Consider the following 20387-nt stretch of genomic DNA (forward strand, 5'->3'; position numbering starts at 1 on the left):
TTTCTCCGTAAGATCAACAAATCCTGCCATACTTGCAAACTGAATAATTAATTTATACGTATAAAACTTTTTACTTAGGTGATTATTGTAATAAATCTAGGAAGGAGGTTACATTTATGGATGTGAATATGAGTGCAGAACAAGTCATTACAGAAATACAACAGTTAAATGCGGCTGGTGAAAGCCTGAATAAGAAAAAGGTAAAAAAATCACACCCCGAACTGATGAGAAGTGCATTGCATTATTTTCCTAATTGGGATAATGCCATAGAAAGAAGTACAATGTAATGAATTAATGCTCCTACAGCTGCCTAACTCCTACAAACTTTCTACATAAGAAGGCAGTTGTAGGGAATCTACTAAATAATAGAATTAAGCTCCCCATTAAATACACGCTTTTTTCAAAAAAAACATCTTCATAGCTAGTAAAAAAATTCAAAAAAACATCCTATTCAAACGCTTACATATGAGTATTATTGGAAACAGTCTAGTATCCCTGCTTTTTTTCATTTATTATAAGATTATAGTCTCTTACTAAAGAAAGGAATTATAACATGACATACAAGATGATTGTTCTTGATTTAGATGATACATTGCTTCGTGATGACCATACGATTTCTGAGCGAACAAAACAAGCACTGATGGCAGCGCAACAACAAGGCATAAAAGTCGTTCTTGCATCGGGGCGCCCAACGTTTGGGATGAATGACATTGCAGATGAATTACAGTTAGAGGAATACGGAAGCTTTATCCTATCTTTTAATGGAGCAAAAATTATCAATTGCAAAACAAAAGAAGAACAATATAGTAGTACACTTCCACCTGAGGTTGTTCATCGTCTCTACGAGCTAAGTCAAAAAGAAGGGGTCTTTATCCATACATATATTGGCGATGAAATCGTTACTGAAGTAGAAAACCGCTATACGACTAGAGAAGGGGAAATTACAGGGTTGCCTGTAAAAACAATCGACAATTTTGTAGAGGGCGTCTCAGAGCCTGTCGTAAAAGTTTTAATGTGTGAAGACCCCGATAAGCTCGTCAAAGTTGAACAAAAACTAAAAGAAGAATTTGCAGGCACATTAAGTATTATGCGTTCTAAACCGTACTTCCTAGAATTCCTTGAGGAAGGAGTAACAAAAGGCTCCAGTCTTGACTCCCTTATTCAATCACTTGGCATTCAACAAGATGAGGTGATTGCTATAGGAGATAGTTATAACGATCTTGCGATGATTGAATTCGCGGGTCTTGGTGTAGCCATGGGGAACGCTCCTGACGATATAAAGAAAATCGCAAATTATATAACAGACACGAACATGAATGACGGAGTAGCAAAAGTCGTAGAGAAGTTTGTCTTAGCTAAAGCGTCTGTTTAAATTATTTAACTCTGTACCTGCATTCACGGTTTTTGGGCACTGAAAAATTCGTCTTCAGTGCCCCTTTGCTCTTTAACTTAGCTCCACTAGGACTGGACAGTGGTCACTCCCTAACACTTCTGAATGGATTTCTGCCTTTCTAATCGAATCTTTGAGGCGCGACGAAACAATAAAATAATCAATGCGCCAACCAATATTTCTCGCGCGAACGTTATTCATGTAAGACCACCATGTATAACAATCCTCTTTGTGAGGATATAAATAGCGAAACGAATCGACAAAGCCTGACTGTAGTAACATTGACATCTTTGCTCTTTCTTCCGCGGTAAAACCTGAATTTTTTTGATTTGACTTTGAATTTTTTAAATCAATCTCTTGATGCGCAACATTTAAATCCCCGCAAAGAACGACTGGTTTCTTTTGATCTAGGTCTTTTAAATAGTTACGAATCCTCTCTTCCCACTTAAGTCGATAAGAAAGTCTGGACAAATCTCTTTTCGAATTAGGTGTATACACATTCACTACATAAAACGAATCAAATTCTAACGTAATTACTCTGCCTTCGTTTTCTTCAAAATCGTCCCCTAATCCATACTGAACAAATATTGGTTGTATCTTTGTAAAGATAGCTGTTCCAGAATACCCTTTTCGAGTTGCAGAATTCCAATATTGTTCATAGCCCTCAAGCTCTAGTTTTATTTGTTGAGGTTGACACTTTGTTTCTTGCAAACAAAATATATCTGCATCCACTTGCTGAAAATAATCTAAAAACCCTTTATTTACACAAGCGCGAATTCCATTAACATTCCAAGATATGAGTTTCATATTTTCAACGTTTCTCCTTAAATAATTATCGTAAGAGATAATCTTACTATACATTAATCCTAAATGAAAACAAACCGAACATCATTGCCCGGCTTGTTTAAGTATATCAAGTTCCCTTGTTCTCCTCTACTATTTCTGTTATGTTCGACTCATCCTTAGATTCATTTTGTTCAAGTTGATCGAAAAGTTCATTTATTTTTGTCGGGTGTTTAAATAGTTCTCCTAAATAACCTTCAGAGATCATGGGGATCATTTTTTCTTGGATCAACTCTGACCCCTTTTTCACTTGATCCATGCTGTTTTCAATCAAATCATCTGGTGCCACTTCGAATAATAAAACTGCTCCTATACTAACAACAAGACAGATGAGAGCTAATTTAAACAATGTTTTTACTAAAGAAACAAGTAGAAAACCAACAAGCACAACTCCAATTAAAAGTAACCATGAATGTTCGGTTTTGCTAAACTCTAATAGCTGTTCCACAATTCCTCCTTATAACCACTTTAGGGAAAGTAGGGTTTATTTTCCATTATGAACGATTTGATTTTGTTTAAACATGAGGTGGTGAAAACAATTAAAACCTCATGTTTCTACCAAGATTGGGAATGCTATCATTGATAAAAACTGACTAACCAAACTGGGGGATTACACATGTCGATTTTCTCAAAAGAACAACGAAAGCCATTTGCTAGAAGTGAATATGATGTATTAAAACAAGTCATCTTATGCAAACCGGAATATATGACGATTCGCGATGTAATAAATGAGACACAAAAGAAATTCAAGGACGAAGGAATTCACATTGAATTAGCGATGGCACAACACAAGAAATTTGTGAAAACGCTAGAGGATCATGGGGTTGATGTTGTGTTATTACCTGCATTAAAAATGTTTCCTGAGCAAGTGTTTACACGTGACATCGGATTTACCTTTGGTCATATTTTATTTGTCGCGGAGATGGCTCATAAAATTAGACAAGGTGAAGAAGAGGTTTTACGTGGCTGGATCAAACAAGAGCGAATGTCTTATTTTAATTTAATTGGCGATATGATTGAAGGCGGAGACGTGATTGTTGATGGTGAATCAATTTATGTTGGATTAAGCAATCGCACAAATCAAAATGCAATTGATCATCTCCAAAGCATCTTGCCACATTATGAAATAATAGCTGTTCCTTTTACAGAAAAGTACTTACATTTAGATTGCGTATTTAATATCATCTCTCCTAATGAGGCACTAATTTATCCAGATGCTTTAAAACAAAAAGAAATCGACTTCCTTTCATCAAGGTTTGATTTAATTGAAGTCACAAAAGAGGAACAATTTACATTAGGAACAAACGTCTTATCTATCGGTAATAAGAAGATATTTAGCTTGCCGGTGAATACGAATGTGAATGAGCAGCTACGAGCACGTGGCTTTGAAGTGATTGAAGTCGACATTACTGAAATCATTAAATCTGGAGGATCGTTCCGTTGCTGCACTCTTCCCGTTTTAAGAGATGGCGATCATCATGAAAAATAAAAGGTTTATCCCAAAAGGTCTGGTTTTGACTTTTTGGGATAAATTAAAAATAAGATCAGTTTTTAAATTTACCTTTAAAGCCTTAGCACGGTTAACGCAAGGAGGATCCCTTTGAAGAGGCGGTTTCAAAATTTAGATAATATTGATAAAAATAAGATAAACCTTCGAAAACTGTACCGTTATTTTCGAATTCGTAATAAAGGAAAAGACTTAACAAAACGGATTCCAGTGAATGAAAATCCCGAGATCACGTACCTACAACATAACCGCTCCGACTTAACGTACACATGGATTGGTCACTCTACCTTCTTCATACAATGTCAAGGACTTAATATTCTAACAGATCCCGTCTTCTCTAAACGAATGGGAACAGAAAAAAGATTAGTGCCACTAGGTATAGATGTAGCAAGCCTACCAGACATCGATATAGTTATCATCTCTCATGCCCATTTCGATCACCTTGATTTCTCATCCATTATAAAGCTAAAAGGTAACCCACGCTATTATGTACCTCAAGGGTTATCCAACTTATTTAAAAAAAGAAAAATCACTTCTGTCAGTGAAGCAAATTGGTGGGATGGATTTAAGCATAAAGGGATCGACCTTCATTTTGTCCCCGCGCAGCATTGGAGTCGAAGAAATCTATTTGATAGAAATCAAGCTCACTGGGGTGGATGGATCATTCACTCGGCTGAACATACGTTTTATTTTGCAGGAGACACTGGTTATTTTCGAGGTTTTTGTGAGATTGGCAAACATTTTGCCATTGATACGGCTTTTATGCCAATTGGAGATTACGAGCCTGTATGGATGTCTGGATTACAACATATGAATCCTGAAGAGTCGGTCCAAGCTTTTTTAGATCTTGATGCACAAACATTTGTACCAATGCACTATGGTACTTATCGACTATCAATGGATACCGGACCTGAAGCATTAGAACGATTAGAAGCGGAATGGCTACGAAAAAACACACGAAACAAAAATTTAAACATATTAAAAATTGGCGAAACGATTTTTTAGACAGTAGCCACCAATAGTTCTGTTTAAGAATACTAAAAAGCTAGTGACTTTTTAGTATTCTTGTTTATCTCCGCCCCGCTATATTCTTAAACCATCACTCTTCTTTACCCCACTACTTCTTCTATTTAGGCTCTAAATTCCTTCTTTTTACATAGAAAATTTTCAAACCTTCCTGCATATAATATATAGGTTCTAACAGAAGGGAGAATACAGATGGATTTATCAGAAAAACAATTTTCTCGCTTAAGCAAGAAATCATTAAAACACTTAGAGAAACTGCAACACAAATATTCACAAGAATTTGGAGACTTTATTTCTAAAGCGGAGCTGATGTCTCTTATTGTTCGTTACTCACGTGAAAGAACGAAAGATCCTTATATTCAAGAAAAGAAAGAGTGAATTAAATCTTTACTCTACATTCTAGTTTATTTCAATATACTCAAATAAAAAAGATGAACCGTTCCGATAAAAACGCGGATCATACACCCCTAATTTTTCATCGGTTTCAACTACAACTACAAATGGAGACCATTCCATCAATACTTCCGCTTTAGGATTTGCTTGATAAAGTGGTTCTAAATTAGCCTCTTCCATTGAGACAATGGATTCGTTCACAACTTTCCCTCCCAAAACCGTTGCACTAGAAAGTGTGACAATGTTTTTGTTTTTTCCGATAACAGAAAAATGACCTGGGAGGAAACTAGCTGATAGGGCCACTTCTTTATACTCGTTTTTCGCCTCTTGATAAATGAGATATCCTTGAGTTCCTTGTAAAGCTAGATGTAATATGAGTACAAGCCAAACATATCTCCACACTTTATACCTTGGTAACGTTTTTTTTATGCGAATGCACAGCCATCCAACTAAAATGATTGACCAGATCATAAAATCGACAATCGGAATCACTCCTAAGGTCATCCTCATCTGCGAAAATGGTTCAAAAACCCCCGTTCCCCAAGCATTTAATGCATCCGTTGCGTTATGTATAAAAACATTTAATAAAGCTAAATAGAAAATAATTAAATCCTTACGCTTCCATATACAATAAGCCAGCACATATATAATAGCAGCCCATATAGGTACAAGGAAGAACGAATGTGTTAGTCCTCTATGCCACATTTGTTCCATAATTCTACCGTTCTCCGTTACATTTGCAACCACATCAATATCCGGAATTTGACTTGCGATTAGCGCTGAGAAAAGCAGTGCTCTTTTTGTATTTCGGTCCATTTCATTTTTCTTAACTGCGCCGTATGTTGTTAAACCAAACAACGTGTGAGTGACTGTATCCATAACATCCCTGCCTTTTTGATACATACTATCATAACCATTACTTGGTCATAATCCAAATAAAATACGTTTTCTCATTAATATTTATAAATTATGCTTCGTTCATTACATAAACAAGGCTATTTTTTCGAACAATAACTTTGAAATGAGGAGTGATAATCTTGAAGACAAAAGCTGGTGAACAAGCGGAAAAGCCATTAAAATGGTGGGAATTGTCCTTACTAGGAATAGCGGGGACCATTGGTACAGGTTTTTTTCTTGGATCAAGCATTGCTATTGATATGGCTGGCCCTTCTGTTTTATTTGCCTTTGCCTTAGCTGCGATTGGAACTTATTTTGTTTATGAAGCACTGGCAAAGATGACGATGTCTGATCCACAAAAAGGATCCTTTCGTTCATACGCAAAAAAAGCCTACGGTCGCTGGGCTGGCTTCAGTAGTGGCTGGGTATATTGGCTATCAGAAATGCTAATTATGGGAAGTCAAATGACTGCCTTATCAATCTTCACTAGGTTTTGGTTTCCAGATGTCCCTTTATGGGTCTTTGCTTGTGTGTATGCCGCTCTTGGAATTCTTGTTATATTGGTTGGAACAAAGAGCTTTGATCGCGTTGAAAACCTTTTGGCTGTTCTGAAGGTTGCAGCTATTCTCATATTTATTATTTTAGCTATTCTTGTCTTATTTGGACTATTTGGTCAAGGAGCAGAAGCTGTGCCCCTTCCTAGAACATACGATTCCATCCTCCCGAATGGCCTTACTGGATTGCTTCCTGCATTTATATACGGATTTTACGGCTTTGCCGGAATCGAAATAATGGGGCTCATTGCGATTCGATTAAAAAATATGAAAGAAGCACCAAAGTCAGGTAAAGTGATGCTTACTGTACTCGCTATTATTTACATCACTTCTATTGGCTTAGCTTTACTAATGGTTTCATGGAATAACTTTACTACAGAACAAAGTCCATTTGTTACTGCACTCAATGCCTTTAATGTACCTTATGTGAATCATTTCTTTAATGCGGTATTTATTATCGCGGGTTTTTCAACAATGGTAGCCTCTTTATTCGCTGTCATTCGTATCCTTGTCACCTTAGCTGAAGACCGTGATGCCCCGCCTTTATTTTCTAAAAGAATCGGCAATAATATTGCGTTGCCAGCAATTGGTCTAACTGCTGCGGGAATGGTCGTCTCCATTATTCTAGCCATTGTCATTCCAGGCCGCCTTTACGAATACGTAACGACGGCTGCCGGAATTATGCTTCTTTATAACTGGATTTTCATTTTAGGATCATACGGACGGTTATTAGAACTTACAACGAAGGACAAAATCAAGCAGCTGCTCGGTTTTGCTTTCGTCCTTCTAGCAGTCGTTGGGACGATGTTTCATCAGACAAGTCGACCAGGATTCTATATAAGCCTTGTTTTTATAGTAGTGGTAGCAATTGTTACATTGATCATGCGCCATTTTTGGAAAAAGAAAAAGGATGACAATCCTCCTAGCCCTTCATTGTTTACGAAGTTAGAATAAGAAATGCTTGGATCCCAAAATAAACGCCAAACCCAATCAGAGAAAAGCCAGATACAATCGAAATAATGGTTAACAGACGATTCGTTAAGAATTTACGCAATGTACTCGCAAGTGCTGCCATTGTAATATCCCAAACCGTAATTCCAATAAAGATGGCAGCACTATATAAAATCACTTGGCTTGTCCCGTACGTTGTGACTGTTTTCGCTAAAATAGATCCGAAAATACCGAGCCAAAATAAAATCGTTAATGGATTAAAAAGTGACATAAAAAAGCCAGAGAAAAACGATTTTAGATGGGAGTCTTTTGAACTCCTCATACTAGTAGCTGTTATCCGACCTGCACCTGATATGCTTTCAATTCCCGTGTAAACCAAGACAAAAAAGCCAAAAATCCATAAAAAGGTTTGAATGATAGGGACTTCTATAAATTGCACGACACCAACAAATACGAGTAACATATAAATGGCATCTGCAACAGTAGCTCCTAACCCAACAAGCCACGCGTGAAAAAATCCACTTTTTATCCCTCGATCTAGTTGAGCAGCATTAACTGGACCAATAGGTGCAGCCAAACTCAACCCTAATAATATGTACCCCAAAAAAACGCTCATCGAACCATCCTCCAATAATCAATCAGTTACAACCTAACTGCTTGTACAGCTTATGAAGTAGGAAACGTTTTTAGGACACTAAAAAATACAAAGCGAAAATGAGCCCTATTGTGAAAGCACTGAAAAAGGAAGGTTTCCCCTTTTTCAGTGCCTTTTTGAGTTAGCTTTTTCAACAAAGATTAATAACCGTAGCCGCCGCCTGCCCAGCTAGCACCGATAATAACTAACAAAATGAAAAGCACGACTAATAACGCAAAACCGCCACCGTAACCTGCTGTGTGTGACATGAACAATCATCTCCTTTTGATTCGTTGTTTAACTTACAATCCTATCCTATGTTCATTCTTTGATTTCGTTTGGGCTCTTTACAATTTTCTTGAAAAAAATAAGCTAACATATACGATTGAACTAGCAGAAGCAATAAACATAAATTTCAATAAAGCAAATACAATGAGATAAGGACAAGAAATCAGATTAAAATAAACTTTAGGAGCTACTATGGTACATTCATTACGATCCTACTTACTCATTACGTGTGGAGGGTTTATTCAAGGCATGGGAATGGCCTTGTTTCTTTTTCCCCATTCCATTCCTTCAGGAGGTGCTGGCGGACTAGCGGTCTTACTCAATTACTGGGTAAATATACCACTGAGCTTTGCTCTTTGGCTCATAAACTTTTCAATGCTTGTTGCCGCAATCTATTGGCTTGGAAATGCAAGTGCCATTGGAACGATGTACGGAATTACCATTACATCCTTAAGCGTTCATGTTTTTAGTTTTGACATGTACAGGCCCTATGACAATGTTTGGATTGATTTAGTCGTCGGATCCATAATTTTAGGAATTGGTGTAGGGATCCTCCTCCGGCAAGGTGTTTCTAACGGAGGAATGGGAGTTCTCGCTCTTATCATTTCAAATATTAGAGATATTGCCCCGGGTAAACCACTGTTTCTTTTGAATGGATCTATTTTCATCGTAACGGGGTCGATCATAGCCTGGCCCATTGTCATTCAAGCCCTTATTTCTCAATGGCTCTCTACAAAGATGGTTGATATCATTTTTCACTTAAAGAAGCTAGTGTTCTTTGAACAACCTATTTTAGGTTGGCGGAAAAAAAGCAAAAAAGAGATACGATAAACCGAAAATGAAGGTTATTTCCAATAGACAACATGCCATTATCTTTTTTTTGCATATTCTTCTATGAAAGAAAATATTAGAAGGATGTGTAACGATGAAAAAAAACTTGATCGCTCTATTCAGTTGTATGATTCTTTTATTTTTAGCAAGCTGTTCAACCGGGGCAACGTCAACTACAAACGAACAATTCCCAGACAAAAGCATTCAATTAATCGTAGCCTTCTCTCCTGGTGCTGCTACTGACACTCAAGCACGAATTATTTCAAAATATGCAAGTGAATACCTTGGGCAAGAACTCGTTATCGTCAATCGGCCTGGAGGCGGCGGTCAAGTGGGCTGGAACTCGTTTTCAACAGTCTCCCCCGATGGATATACATTAGCGGCATATAATCTTCCTCATATCATAACTCAACCGTTAGTTGGCCAAACAAGCTTTGAAGTGGATACATTTGAGCCACTCGTTAACTGGGGAGGGGATCCAACTGTTTTTGCTGTAAGAGCCGACAGTGAAATCAAAAACTTAGAAGAACTGATCGAAGAAGCCAAACGTTCACCTGGTACGATCACAATTGGTAATGCCGGTTTATATGTTGGTCAACACTTAGCGACTTTACTATTCGAGGACGCAGCACAAATTGATCTTGAAGATGTTCCTTTTCAAGGAGCTGCTGATGCCATCGCCTCTGTTCTTGGTGGTCATACGGATGTTGTAGCCGGAAACCTTTCTGACATTTATCGATTAGGTGATGACGTCATTCCCCTTGCGATCGCAACAGAAGAGCGGCATCCGTTTTCACCTGAGGTTCCGACTTTTGCTGAATTAGGCTATCCAGAAGTCATTATGAGTACAGACCGCGGAATTGCAGCTAGAAAAGATACGCCTGTTGAAATCATTGAAAAATTAGAAGAAGCCTTTTTGAATATCCTAAGTGACCCCGAATTCCTAGCAGAAATGGAACAGGCTGGAGCTGATATGCTCATTATGAACCGTAATGAAGTTATTGCTGATATGGAAGCTCGAACAATCGTGTATGAGGAATTATTAAGGTCAATTGGCGTAATTGAGTAAAAAGATAAGGGGGTGCCCCAAAAGGTTCAATTATGACCTTTTGGGGCACCCCCTTCATATTAAATTGGAACCTTTAACAATAAAGAGAAAACGATATAGAGAATAAGGGTAAATGAAACGGAAACAAAGGTGATTTTTCCAATGGTTAAAGAAGGTTCCTCTTGTTTAAATTTAAAATAGACAAATAACGGAATTGTAAGCATTAATAGCAATACTTGTAGATAGTAGCCAATAAACGTAGTTAATACACTAACGATAGAGATGAAACCAATAAGCAAGTAAAGTGACCATGAAATCTGTTGTTGTAACGGCGCTTTGTTGTCCGAGTTAACAAAAGCTCTCTTTCCATACTCAATCATTACTAATACAAACAAAAAACCTGCATTTATAAGAGGAAATATATTTTGCTCAAATGACATTTGTGACATCAAATACATTGAGCCTAGAATACTTCCACCAACAAGTAACCATACCCATCCGTTTTTGGCAGTTAAACCTTGAGGAGAAAATTGTAATTTCTGTAACATTTTACTTTTGCTTATTGCTTGACGAGCCGCTAAAACAACCGTTAATAAAACTAAACTATATAAAATGATGTTCCACGTTCCTGTAAAGAAATAAGTGAAAGCAGAACCTCGAGCCCCACCAAGTTGAAGTCCTTGTAATAACCCCTGCTCTGCTATCGGACCTAATATGAACCCTAACGCAATTGGTGCAGGAGAAAAACCGTATTTTTGTAAGAAAAACATAAGCAAACCTATACAGACAACCGTATAAATATCAATCACGTTATTTTGAGTTGCATATGCTCCAATAATTGAAAACGCTATAATTACAGGTGCCATAAAATACACTGGTATTGAGGTAAGCTTTGTCATGTATTTAATAAGAGAGAGTCCTAATATTAGTAATAAGACCTGGGCTGCAATCATGCTGTAAAGAAATGTGTAAGCTACATCAGCGTGATCAACAAATAAATTATTCCCTGGCCAGATCCCGTGGATAAGCAATCCACCCAAAAATATGGCTGCAGTAGGTGATCCTGGAATACCTAATGTTAGTAACGGAATAAGAGATCCACCTACCATCGCATTATTTGCACTTTCTGATGCAATAATTCCATTTTTTTCACCTTTGCCAAATGATGCTTTCTTTTTTGAGAAACGTTTTGCCTCATTATAAGCTAATAAACTAGCAATATTCCCACCAGCACCAGGGATCATTCCAATAAATGCCCCTAATCCACTACCAATTGTCACATATTTAGGTGTTAGGAAAATATCGCCAAATGATTCTCTGATCGATGATCGCGCTTGATTGTAGCTTTTTTGCTTGTTTTTTGAACGGAAACGATACCGAAGTTCCTCGATCATTCGTAAGGCTTGAGGAAAAGCAAACAGTCCGATTAGGACAGCTACCATATGTAGCCCTCCAACTAAAAAATCAAAGCCAAAAGTAAAACGAGCTGTTCCGGTTATCGTACTAATTCCTATAAAAGATAGAGCAATCCCCATACACCCACCAATTAAGTTTTTTGAAACAGAACCATCTGATATAACAGCGATAACGGTTATACCGAAAATAGCGATCCAAAAACTCTCTGTTGGCCCGAACCTCAGTGAAAAGTCAGCAAACACAGGCGCAAAAAAAAGCAACAAAAACATCCCGAATAAGCCGCCGATTACAGATGATATCGTAGCTAATTCCAACGCCTTTCTTGATTTCCCTTGTTGGGTCATTGGATAACCATCAAAGGTTGTCGCAACATTTGCAGGTGCACCAGGAACATTAAATAAAATTGCTGGGATCGAGCCCCCAAATACACTTCCACAATAAATGCCTCCAAGCAGAATTAACCCATCTGTTGGACCTAGTGTAAACGTAAAAGGAATCATAAGAGCAACACCCATCGTCGGTGTAAGTCCAGGTAGTGCTCCAATGACAATGCCAAGAAATAATCCTAGAAAAAGGACAAGCACGTGATGAACCTCAAACACCTGCCAAAAAAACTCCATATCCTAGCCTCCTTATTTAAGCTAGGATATGATATTCACCTATTTCTAAATTAGTGTGTGTACACTGGCTCAAATACCTATTCTTCTTTTTTCTCTTCTTCCCCTAATTCGACTTTCTTCCCACCTACTGACAAGTAGGAATACACTTCAAGTTCTGGTTTTAATTTCTTTAACCCTTCTAAGTATGGTTTTACTAAATCTTTAAAATCTTCATATACTCCCTCTTCTTGCAATTGTCCGTACACATACATCTTTTTCTTTTCTTCTTCCATTAAAAAAGCCATGTAGCCAACAGGCTTATTGTTATCTGTTACAACATTCAACACTTGGGCATCTTCTTTCAAAAATTCGGGAGAAAAATAAATTTGCAAAATGGATCCCTCCTAATACTTATTCAGTCGTTAGTTGCAATTTTGTAAATAATGTATTTGTTTCACTGTCTTCACTGGATTTGTTCTGCTTTTTCACATGGATTAATAAAAGGCATAATAATCCAACAAAAAAGGTTAATCCAGCTGTCGCTAAAAACATACCCGTCCTTGACCAATTCATTAATGCTTCAAAGAGCGGTGGTCCAGCTGCCACCCCTAGAAATCGAACTGATCCATAAAGGGATGTCACAAATCCTCTTCGTTCTGCTCCAACTGACCCTGTAATTAAACTGTTCAGACAAGGCAACACAAGCCCAGTCCCAACACTTGAAATAGCTAGAATGCCAATAAAGGGGACAAGCCTTGTAAAGAAAACGAGCGTAGCAAAAGAAATCGTCATTAACAAAAAGCCAGTAATAATCACTTTTTTCATCCTTTTTATGTCTTTTCCGATTTTACTCCCTGTTGTTAACGACGTTGTCATCATAAAAAGAAGTGGAATGGCTAAAATCGCCCCTTTTAGTACCCCATCAATATTATATTGTGTCTCCAACGTATCAGATAAATAAAACAAAATTCCAAATAGCGTAAACAAACAAGTTGCTCCTGCTAAATAAGCTGTAAATAACCACCTGCCCTCATGCTTGAAGACAGAAAACAAACCTTTCACATATTTGCCTAATGGAGGTGCCTCTTTCTTTTTCTTTTTTTCTTTAACAAAGAAAGTGGTTAGTAAAACCGAAATCAATACAAATACTGGGAACCCCCAAAAAGGACCATACCAAACTACCAATGCCAAAAGAGAACCTACGATGGGTGAAAGCACTTTCCCAAATCCATTCGATGCTTCCACAATCCCTAATACTTTACTTTGGTCTCCACCTTTAAATAAATCACCTGTCAAAGCCATAGCAATCGGAGCTGTGCCCGCTGCACCAATCCCTTGTAACGCTCGTCCAATCATGATCCAAATATAGGCTCCATTAAACCAAGCCGCAGCAACCCCTGCTAATAATCCACCAATTCCGTAAAGAATAAGAGCAGGTATAATAATGGTCTTTCTTGAAAAACGATCCGACATATATCCAAGAATTGGGATCGAAATGGCTGCGGTTATTGAAAATACCGTTATTGTCAAACTTGCCTGAAATGCCGTAATCCCTAACTCACTTTCCATTCTTGGCAAGATCGGGATAAGCATTGAATTTCCCAACGTCATAATTAGCGGAATCGATCCAATTGCTAAAATGACTAAACCCTTGCTTTTTTTCGCCAATAATCATCACACTTCCTTTGTTGTGCCATATTCACTTGAACATACGAGCATATAACGTTTCGTACGACTTTTCTTTAATAAGATGCGGTTGAATTACAAATATATACATGGGGAAAAAGACCAAGAAGTCCTTAAAGGTGTGCAACCAGGGAGAGCATAGAATGAAAGAGAGGGTTCTCTTTTCAATGGTCAAAAAGCAATGGACCGAGTTTATACCAATACAAAGCCTGCTATGATTGGTTTTTCATAGCAGGCGAGTAGCGTTAGCCATCCTTCTCATTTCTGAAACAGGATTATAATTTTGAAAATTCATCCACTAACTCTCCGAAGATAGCTAATGCATTTTTAATGGGCTCAGGCTTCGTCAAGTCGACGCCTGTTGCCTTTAATAGTTCAAGGGGATAATCGGAACTCCCACTCTTTAAGAATGTTAAGTACTTCTCAAGCGTTTCGGGCTTCCCTTCAAGAAGCTGGTCTGCAATATGGATGGCAGCCGCATATCCAGTTGCATACTTGTAAACATAAAATGGACGATAAAAATGAGGAATCCGAGACCAGCCATATTTTACTTCCTCATCAAATACAACTTCATCCCCGTTAAACTCTCTAAAAATCGTTTCATATACTTCATTAAATACGTCTGCATTTAATGGTTCTCCATTCTCAGCCTTTTCATGTGTGATTTTCTCAAATTCAGCAAACATAACTTGCGTAAAAAGAGTACCCCTAAAGCTGTCGATAAAATGATTCAATAAATGCTTCTTCATCTTCTCATCTTCTGTCGTTTTTAACAAATAGCGAATGAGTAATACTTCATTTACAGTCGAGGCTACTTCCGCAACGAAGATGGAGTACCCGGCCGTAATTTGAGGCTGATGCTTGGATGAATACCATGAATGCATCGCATGCCCGCACTCATGAACAAGTGTAAATAAACTATCCAAATCGTCTTGATGATTTAAAAGGACAAATGGATGAACTCCATAAAGCCCCAAATTATAAGCTCCCGACCTTTTTCCTGGCGTTTCTCTCACGTCATAATAGCGCTTTTCTTTAAAGCTACGTAATGTTTCAACATACTCTTCGCCAAGAGGAGCTAAACTTTTTAGCATGGTGTCGTACGCTTCCTCAAAGGAAATATCTTCCTTCACATCCTTGACCAGAGGAACATTTAAGTCATATTGACGTAATTCATCAAGTCCTAGTGTTTTCTTTCGAATGGTTGCATACCGATGCAATGGTTCAATATTGGCTTTCGTTGCTTCAATTAAATTATCATACACTTCTTTTGGAACCAGATCAGAGAATAAAGATTTCTCTAAGGCAGAAGGATAGTCACGCATTTTTGATAATGTCACATTGGTTTTAATCGCTGAAGCTAAAGTAGAAGCAATTGTATTTTTCAATTGAACATACGGTTGATAATAGGCTTTATAGGCCTCAAGCCGGACGTCCCGGTTAGCACTCTCAATTAATTTTGAATACATACCTCTTGTCAGTTCAACTTTCTCTCCCTCTTTCGTAGTTACTTTACCAAATTTAATGTCCGCATTGTTAATCATTCCAAACGTATTACTTGGAGCGGAAAGGGTTTCCCCTAGATCTGATAGCACTTCCTCTTTCTCCTTAGTCAGTACATGCTGTTTGTATCGATACGATTCTAATAGGTCCTCTTCAAAGTACTTAAGGCCATCAATTTCACTAATATAGCCTTTTAATGTACTCTCTTCTAAGCTTAAAAGAAATGGCATAAAAAACGATGTTGAAGAACTAAGTTTGACACCAAGTGATTTAGCCAGATCAAGATACGATTGTGATTTAGAATCTCTCGTGTCTAAATCGACCTGAAGCATTGCATACACATACACTTTCTTAAACGTATAACCTGTTTCCTCACTAAGAACCAAATAGTCATAGAGCGACTTTGCGTCTTTTATGTTCCCATCAAATGCTTTTAGCTTTGGTAATTTGTCTTTAACTGATTGCAAATCTTGCTCCCATAGTGATAAGTCTTCATAAATATCAGCAAGATTCCATTTTTCCTCTAATGGGACTTCTTCTCTTGATTTATACTGTGTCATTTTTCTAAAAGCTCCCTTCCATCCACCTATGTATTCCATTTCAGTTATATGTTACTACATTTTAAATTAGTAACAAAGTAAAGAGAAATTTAAAAGGCACTAGAAAAGGTAGTTCCCCTTTCCGTGCCCTAAAAACTGATTCTAATAAGCCATCCTGCGCATTTTATTCATAAATCCAATTAAACTCATTCAAAATAATGTTCACTTCTCGTCCAAACCCTTCACTAAATTCAATCATTTCTGTATTGTCTACACTAAAAGAACTTACTCTTAAAAAATAATAACCATCCACATGTTCAATGGGTACTACATGAGCGTTTACGCCATCTTTTTCAAACATAAATTCTTCCACAACTTGCCCAGGGACGCCGATGTTCTCGAAATAATGAGTTGTGGCAACTTCACTAAAACCAGAATCACTCATCCTTGCTTTATAAGCTTCGACTACTTGGTCATAGCTGTTAGAATCAGCAAATTTGTAAACTTCAAACAACACAGGTTCCACACGCCCCTGACCATAATTTGCGAAAATTTGAACCGCTCTGCCTTCTTCAGATGTAATCTCTTCTAATTCAAAATCGTTATCATAATACGTTGTAAAAGAAAGACCTTCAACTTCTAATCTTCTCACTAATTTTTCATCTTCCATTCCCTCTTCGTCAAGAATTTGTATCGATTTTGTCTCTTCTTCACTAGTGAATTCAAACATCCGATTCTCTTCTACAGCTTCTTCTCCTTCATGGTCCTCCATGATGCTCATACTTTCCATTGGAGCTTGATCTGCTTGAGTATTAAGCTGAGTGGCAGATTCATTGCCTGAGAATTGACTAGCTCCAAGCACATACCCTATTCCTAACATAAAAACAACCAATGCAGCAACCTGCCATCGTTGATACGACCTTGCCCAAATCCAATTTCGTTTTTTCTTCTTTTTAATAGTCGCCATTATATTGGCAGAGGATGATTGGGTTGGCATCTTATCATAATATTTATTTAATCGCTCCATCGTCTCATCAAAATTGTTTTTGTTCATAGTTGTTCACCTACTTTTTCGTACTCCGCCTTCAATTTTTGCTTTGCCCGTAAAATCCGCGTCTTTATTGCCCCTTCTGTCACACCTAGGACTTTGGCAATCTCCTGATAATTTTGTCCATGAAAATAATGGAGAACGACCGGAATCTTGTATTTGTCTTCTAGCTTATGAATCATTTGATGCAATTCCGATGCCTCCTCATCAAATTGGTCATTAAAATACATTTGTTGCGTTGCATATTTTTGTAACTCAACCGTTTTTCGTTTCATCTGCTTTTCTTTTCGATAAAAATCTCGAATAACATTTAATGTAATCGAATAAAGCCATGTAGTAAATTTTCCGCGATTGTGTTTATGAATGAATCGATACACCTTTATAAATACTTCTTGAGTCACATCTTCAATATGAGTTGATGAGACACCAATTTGAAAGGCAAATTTTTCAACTGTTTTAAGATGCTGTTCAATTAATTGCTGGAAGGCATCATCATCGCCTTTTTTCGCCCGCTCGATTAATTGTTCTTCCATGTTTGCAACCTCCGTCTATACTCTAAAAACTTGTTTATCTGCTAATGAAACGCCCCCACTTAATAAAAGGTTTCATGTTACATAGATTTCTCTTCTTCCTTCGAAGTAGACTTTATACGGTTCTTCTTAAATTGGCGATACCTCCTATCCACTTGTTGAAAAAGCCATTGTAAGGCCATTCCATGTAATAGAACACCAATTATCGTCGTCAGAACAAAAATAAAAAGGGATAGTCCATGGTCAACTTCCACAATTCTTTGTCCGAAAAAAAGCAAATGTTGTGATATATAATAAACTGCTTCTCCAATTGACAATATGCTATCCTCTAATACCCAAATAACAAGAGATTGTATACATAAAAAAACAATGATGAGTAGAATGATGATCAGTTTAGAAACGTACGAAAGACGATCAATTGAAGGCTGAATATAATACTTCGCTACTGTTTTCATCCGAAATAAATATACAATCCGAACAAGCCTTGCAATTTGAAAAAATTGATCTAATGGAATAATAGCAATAACAAGAAAAGGGTTCTGTTTGATAAACAACCACTTATTTGGTGTAGTCATCATCCGATATAAAAAATCCATAACAAAAATACCCCAAACAATCCAATTAACTATTGGGTTGAATGCATGATTTGTCCATAATGTCATGAGTGTAATCATAACAAGAATAAGCATCATGCCTTCGTATAAACGCTGATACATGTGATAAGTCCTCTCTTTTCATCCGTCACTCTGATCTTAAGTCTACCTTAAGTTTACTAGTTTGTTAATTAAGCACCTATCATGTTAAAACAAATTATTTTACTTAAACAACTATTAATAGGAATAATCTAGTAACTACGAAAATACATCTATTATGTAAGCGTTTTAAAAATTTAAAGAAGAACCGCTTTAAGGAGGAAAATATCAATGATTTACGCCAAACCAGGTACACCTAATTCAAAAGTAACCTTTAAGAAAAAGTATGAGAATTATATTAACGGCGAGTGGACAGCCCCTGTGAAAGGACAATATTTTGAAAATGTAACTCCGGTTTCAGGAGACGTTTTTTGTGAAGTGGCTAGGTCTACTTCTGAAGATATCGAACTTGCTCTTGATGCGGCACATGCTGCCAAATCTTCATGGGGAAAGACTTCTGTAGCGGAGAGAGCCAATATTCTAAATAAAATTGCTGATAGAATCGAAGAAAACCTTGAGATGCTAGCAGTTGCTGAAACATGGGACAATGGAAAAGCGGTTCGCGAAACTCTGAATGCCGACCTTCCACTCGCCATTGATCATTTCCGCTATTTTGCTGGTGTAATCCGCTCTCAAGAAGGATCCATTAGTCAAATTGATCAAGATACAGTTGCTTACCACTTTCATGAGCCATTAGGAGTTGTTGGACAAATTATTCCTTGGAACTTTCCAATCTTAATGGCTGTTTGGAAAATAGCTCCTGCTTTAGCTGCAGGCAACTGCATCGTTCTTAAACCAGCAGAACAAACACCTGCTTCCATCATGGTGTTGATTGAGTTAATTCAAGATCTCCTGCCACCTGGAGTATTAAATGTCGTTAATGGATTTGGTGTTGAAGCAGGCAAACCACTTGCCACAAGTTCCCGAATCGCCAAAATTGCCTTTACAGGGGAAACGACAACAGGGCGATTGATTATGCAATATGCATCACAAAATATCATTCCAGTCACGTTAGAACTTGGAGGAAAGTCACCAAATATCTTCTTTAAAGATGTTATGGCCGAAGATGATGCCTTTTTGAATAAAGCCATTGAAGGGTTTGTTCTTTTCGCACTGAACCAGGGCGAGGTATGTACGTGCCCTTCGCGGGCCCTCATTCCTGAATCGATGTATGACCCATTCATGGAAAGAGCGCTTGCGAGAGTGAAAGAAATTAAAACCGGCAACCCCCTTGATGTATCTACAATGATGGGAGCTCAAGCATCTAATGAACAAATGGAAAAAATTCTTTCTTACTTAGATATTGGCAAACAAGAAGGAGCAGAATGCTTAACAGGTGGTGCAAGAAATACCATTAAAGGATTTGAAAACGGATATTATATTCAACCTACTGTCTTTAAAGGACACAATAAAATGCGGATTTTCCAAGAAGAAATCTTTGGCCCCGTCGTCTCAGTTACAACATATAAAGATGAAGAGGAAGCACTACAAATTGCCAATGACACTCTTTATGGTCTCGGAGCAGGCATATGGACTCGCGATATCAACAAGGCCTACCGCTTTGGTCGAAACATTGAAGCAGGTCGTGTGTGGACAAACTGCTACCATGCTTACCCAGCTCACGCCGCGTTTGGAGGCTATAAAGCATCCGGGGTCGGACGCGAAAACCACAAAATGATGCTCTCCCACTACCAACAAACAAAAAATATGCTAGTCAGCTACAGCCCAAATGCATTAGGGTTTTATTAGAGATTTAAGCAAAAAAGCGAACTTCTTTTTTGCTTAAATCGAAGCGATGTGCGGAGCCGCCGTAATCTTTTAAGACTTTTGAGCGACCTTCTCAAAAGGCGCACGGCGTGTGTAGCCATCGCAAACATGGTCGCACTATTTCCATCTAAAAGCGATCTTCTTTTTTGCTTAAATCGAAGCGATGTGCGGAGCCGCTGCCGGGTTTTAAGCCAAAAGGAGCGATCTTCTCCTTTTGGCGCGCAGCGTGCGGAGCCATCGCAAAC

21 protein-coding genes are annotated in these 20387 nt (G+C 37.8%); 9 read left to right on the forward strand and 12 right to left on the reverse strand.

All coding sequences use genetic code 11. The features are described 5' to 3' along the window. Nucleotides 1–116 precede the first annotated feature (116 nt). Nucleotides 117–287, forward strand: a complete 171-nt coding sequence (locus LQ50_RS25770; RefSeq protein ID WP_202595372.1) for a hypothetical protein — start codon at nucleotides 117–119, stop codon at nucleotides 285–287. Between the two features lie 266 nt (nucleotides 288–553). Continuing rightward, nucleotides 554–1372, forward strand: coding sequence for a Cof-type HAD-IIB family hydrolase (locus LQ50_RS11335; RefSeq protein ID WP_034629197.1), 819 nt, complete (start codon nucleotides 554–556; stop codon nucleotides 1370–1372). Between the two features lie 72 nt (nucleotides 1373–1444). Here the strand turns inward: LQ50_RS11335 and LQ50_RS11340 are convergent, their stop codons facing one another. Further along, the gene (locus tag LQ50_RS11340) at nucleotides 1445–2197 is read right to left on the reverse strand and encodes an exodeoxyribonuclease III (protein WP_034629199.1); all 753 of its coding nucleotides are present in this window, start codon (nucleotides 2195–2197) and stop codon (nucleotides 1445–1447) included. Between the two features lie 106 nt (nucleotides 2198–2303). After that, a complete protein-coding gene (locus LQ50_RS11345) occupies nucleotides 2304–2681 on the reverse strand; it encodes a hypothetical protein (RefSeq protein WP_034629202.1) in 378 nt (125 codons plus the stop codon). Nucleotides 2682–2849: 168 nt separating this feature from the next. Between LQ50_RS11345 and LQ50_RS11350 the strand changes: the two genes are divergently transcribed. The 3 genes from LQ50_RS11350 (at nucleotide 2850) to LQ50_RS11360 (ending at nucleotide 5144) form a co-directional block, all read left to right on the forward strand. Beyond that, on the forward strand, nucleotides 2850–3722 hold the full coding sequence (locus LQ50_RS11350; RefSeq protein ID WP_034629205.1) for a dimethylarginine dimethylaminohydrolase family protein: 873 nt from the start codon (nucleotides 2850–2852) through the stop codon (nucleotides 3720–3722). Between the two features lie 111 nt (nucleotides 3723–3833). Further along, nucleotides 3834–4745: an MBL fold metallo-hydrolase gene (locus tag LQ50_RS11355; RefSeq protein WP_034629207.1), complete on the forward strand. Its 912-nt coding sequence runs from the start codon at nucleotides 3834–3836 to the stop codon at nucleotides 4743–4745. A gap of 213 nt (nucleotides 4746–4958) precedes the next feature. Next, the gene (locus LQ50_RS11360; protein ID WP_034629210.1) at nucleotides 4959–5144 is read left to right on the forward strand and encodes a hypothetical protein; all 186 of its coding nucleotides are present in this window, start codon (nucleotides 4959–4961) and stop codon (nucleotides 5142–5144) included. A 21-nt stretch (nucleotides 5145–5165) separates the two neighbouring features. Here the strand turns inward: LQ50_RS11360 and LQ50_RS11365 are convergent, their stop codons facing one another. Continuing rightward, entirely contained in the window at nucleotides 5166–6038 is an 873-nt protein-coding gene (locus LQ50_RS11365; RefSeq protein ID WP_034629213.1) for a metal-dependent hydrolase, read from the reverse strand. 158 nt (nucleotides 6039–6196) lie between these two features. Here LQ50_RS11365 and LQ50_RS11370 point away from each other — a divergent pair, with 158 nt between their 5' ends. Next, the gene (locus LQ50_RS11370; RefSeq protein WP_034629216.1) at nucleotides 6197–7564 is read left to right on the forward strand and encodes an amino acid permease; all 1368 of its coding nucleotides are present in this window, start codon (nucleotides 6197–6199) and stop codon (nucleotides 7562–7564) included. Here the strand turns inward: LQ50_RS11370 and LQ50_RS11375 are convergent. Together LQ50_RS11375 and LQ50_RS24935 are read right to left on the reverse strand one after the other, a co-directional pair. After that, nucleotides 7548–8177 (reverse strand): LysE family transporter, encoded by a 630-nt coding sequence (locus tag LQ50_RS11375; protein WP_034629219.1) that lies wholly within the window; start codon nucleotides 8175–8177, stop codon nucleotides 7548–7550. The two genes, LQ50_RS11370 and LQ50_RS11375, sit on opposite strands and share 17 nt — an antisense overlap. 179 nt (nucleotides 8178–8356) lie before the next feature. Further along, on the reverse strand, nucleotides 8357–8464 hold the full coding sequence (locus LQ50_RS24935) for a YjcZ family sporulation protein (protein ID WP_084138737.1): 108 nt from the start codon (nucleotides 8462–8464) through the stop codon (nucleotides 8357–8359). A 211-nt stretch (nucleotides 8465–8675) separates the two neighbouring features. Between LQ50_RS24935 and LQ50_RS11380 the strand changes: the two genes are divergently transcribed. Then, a complete protein-coding gene (locus LQ50_RS11380) occupies nucleotides 8676–9314 on the forward strand; it encodes a YitT family protein (RefSeq protein ID WP_034629222.1) in 639 nt (212 codons plus the stop codon). Between the two features lie 94 nt (nucleotides 9315–9408). Beyond that, entirely contained in the window at nucleotides 9409–10383 is a 975-nt protein-coding gene (locus LQ50_RS11385) for a tripartite tricarboxylate transporter substrate binding protein (protein WP_052144706.1), read from the forward strand. Nucleotides 10384–10442: 59 nt separating this feature from the next. Here the strand turns inward: LQ50_RS11385 and LQ50_RS11390 are convergent, their stop codons facing one another. The 7 genes from LQ50_RS11390 to LQ50_RS11420 form a co-directional block, all read right to left on the reverse strand. After that, nucleotides 10443–12398, reverse strand: a complete 1956-nt coding sequence (locus LQ50_RS11390; RefSeq protein ID WP_052144707.1) for a tripartite tricarboxylate transporter permease — start codon at nucleotides 12396–12398, stop codon at nucleotides 10443–10445. A 77-nt stretch (nucleotides 12399–12475) separates the two neighbouring features. Further along, nucleotides 12476–12769 (reverse strand): hypothetical protein, encoded by a 294-nt coding sequence (locus LQ50_RS11395; protein WP_034629225.1) that lies wholly within the window; start codon nucleotides 12767–12769, stop codon nucleotides 12476–12478. Between the two features lie 19 nt (nucleotides 12770–12788). After that, a complete protein-coding gene (locus LQ50_RS11400) occupies nucleotides 12789–13988 on the reverse strand; it encodes an MFS transporter (RefSeq protein ID WP_152608205.1) in 1200 nt (399 codons plus the stop codon). Nucleotides 13989–14338: 350 nt separating this feature from the next. Then, on the reverse strand, nucleotides 14339–16126 hold the full coding sequence (pepF, locus tag LQ50_RS11405) for an oligoendopeptidase F (RefSeq protein WP_034629231.1): 1788 nt from the start codon (nucleotides 16124–16126) through the stop codon (nucleotides 14339–14341). 163 nt (nucleotides 16127–16289) lie between these two features. Continuing rightward, nucleotides 16290–17159 carry a hypothetical protein gene (locus LQ50_RS11410; protein ID WP_034629233.1) on the reverse strand — a complete coding sequence of 290 codons (870 nt, stop codon included), beginning with the start codon at nucleotides 17157–17159 and terminating at the stop codon, nucleotides 16290–16292. Beyond that, nucleotides 17156–17686: an RNA polymerase sigma factor gene (locus LQ50_RS11415; protein ID WP_034629235.1), complete on the reverse strand. Its 531-nt coding sequence runs from the start codon at nucleotides 17684–17686 to the stop codon at nucleotides 17156–17158. The genes LQ50_RS11410 and LQ50_RS11415 overlap by 4 nt, the downstream gene beginning before the upstream one ends. 77 nt (nucleotides 17687–17763) lie before the next feature. After that, nucleotides 17764–18399, reverse strand: a complete 636-nt coding sequence (locus LQ50_RS11420; RefSeq protein ID WP_034629238.1) for a hypothetical protein — start codon at nucleotides 18397–18399, stop codon at nucleotides 17764–17766. A gap of 207 nt (nucleotides 18400–18606) precedes the next feature. On the opposite strand from LQ50_RS11420, the gene adh reads away from it, so the two are divergent. After that, complete coding sequence (gene adh, locus LQ50_RS11425) at nucleotides 18607–20124, forward strand: aldehyde dehydrogenase (protein WP_034629241.1); 1518 nt, start codon at nucleotides 18607–18609, stop codon at nucleotides 20122–20124. The last annotated feature ends 263 nt before the right edge of the window (nucleotides 20125–20387 follow it).

The sequence above is a fragment of the Halalkalibacter okhensis genome (assembly GCF_000787375.1).
Lineage (GTDB): Bacteria > Bacillota > Bacilli > Bacillales > Bacillaceae_D > Halalkalibacter > Halalkalibacter okhensis.

Bases quoted from the DNA above. Each gene is read 5' to 3' on its own strand.
- LQ50_RS25770 (WP_202595372.1), top strand. From the start codon at position 117: ATGGATGTGAATATGAGTGCAGAACAAGTCATTACAGAAATACAACAG.
- LQ50_RS11335 (WP_034629197.1), top strand. From the start codon at position 554: ATGACATACAAGATGATTGTTCTTGATTTAGATGATACATTGCTTCGT.
- LQ50_RS11340 (WP_034629199.1), bottom strand. From the start codon at position 2,197: ATGAAACTCATATCTTGGAATGTTAATGGAATTCGCGCTTGTGTAAAT.
- LQ50_RS11350 (WP_034629205.1), top strand. From the start codon at position 2,850: ATGTCGATTTTCTCAAAAGAACAACGAAAGCCATTTGCTAGAAGTGAA.
- LQ50_RS11360 (WP_034629210.1), top strand. From the start codon at position 4,959: ATGGATTTATCAGAAAAACAATTTTCTCGCTTAAGCAAGAAATCATTA.
- LQ50_RS11365 (WP_034629213.1), bottom strand. From the start codon at position 6,038: ATGGATACAGTCACTCACACGTTGTTTGGTTTAACAACATACGGCGCA.
- LQ50_RS11375 (WP_034629219.1), bottom strand. From the start codon at position 8,177: ATGAGCGTTTTTTTGGGGTACATATTATTAGGGTTGAGTTTGGCTGCA.
- LQ50_RS24935 (WP_084138737.1), bottom strand. From the start codon at position 8,464: ATGTCACACACAGCAGGTTACGGTGGCGGTTTTGCGTTATTAGTCGTG.
- LQ50_RS11380 (WP_034629222.1), top strand. From the start codon at position 8,676: ATGGTACATTCATTACGATCCTACTTACTCATTACGTGTGGAGGGTTT.
- LQ50_RS11385 (WP_052144706.1), top strand. From the start codon at position 9,409: ATGAAAAAAAACTTGATCGCTCTATTCAGTTGTATGATTCTTTTATTT.
- LQ50_RS11390 (WP_052144707.1), bottom strand. From the start codon at position 12,398: ATGGAGTTTTTTTGGCAGGTGTTTGAGGTTCATCACGTGCTTGTCCTT.
- LQ50_RS11400 (WP_152608205.1), bottom strand. From the start codon at position 13,988: ATGACGTTGGGAAATTCAATGCTTATCCCGATCTTGCCAAGAATGGAA.
- pepF (WP_034629231.1), bottom strand. From the start codon at position 16,126: ATGACACAGTATAAATCAAGAGAAGAAGTCCCATTAGAGGAAAAATGG.
- LQ50_RS11410 (WP_034629233.1), bottom strand. From the start codon at position 17,159: ATGAACAAAAACAATTTTGATGAGACGATGGAGCGATTAAATAAATAT.
- LQ50_RS11415 (WP_034629235.1), bottom strand. From the start codon at position 17,686: ATGGAAGAACAATTAATCGAGCGGGCGAAAAAAGGCGATGATGATGCC.
- LQ50_RS11420 (WP_034629238.1), bottom strand. From the start codon at position 18,399: ATGTATCAGCGTTTATACGAAGGCATGATGCTTATTCTTGTTATGATT.
- adh (WP_034629241.1), top strand. From the start codon at position 18,607: ATGATTTACGCCAAACCAGGTACACCTAATTCAAAAGTAACCTTTAAG.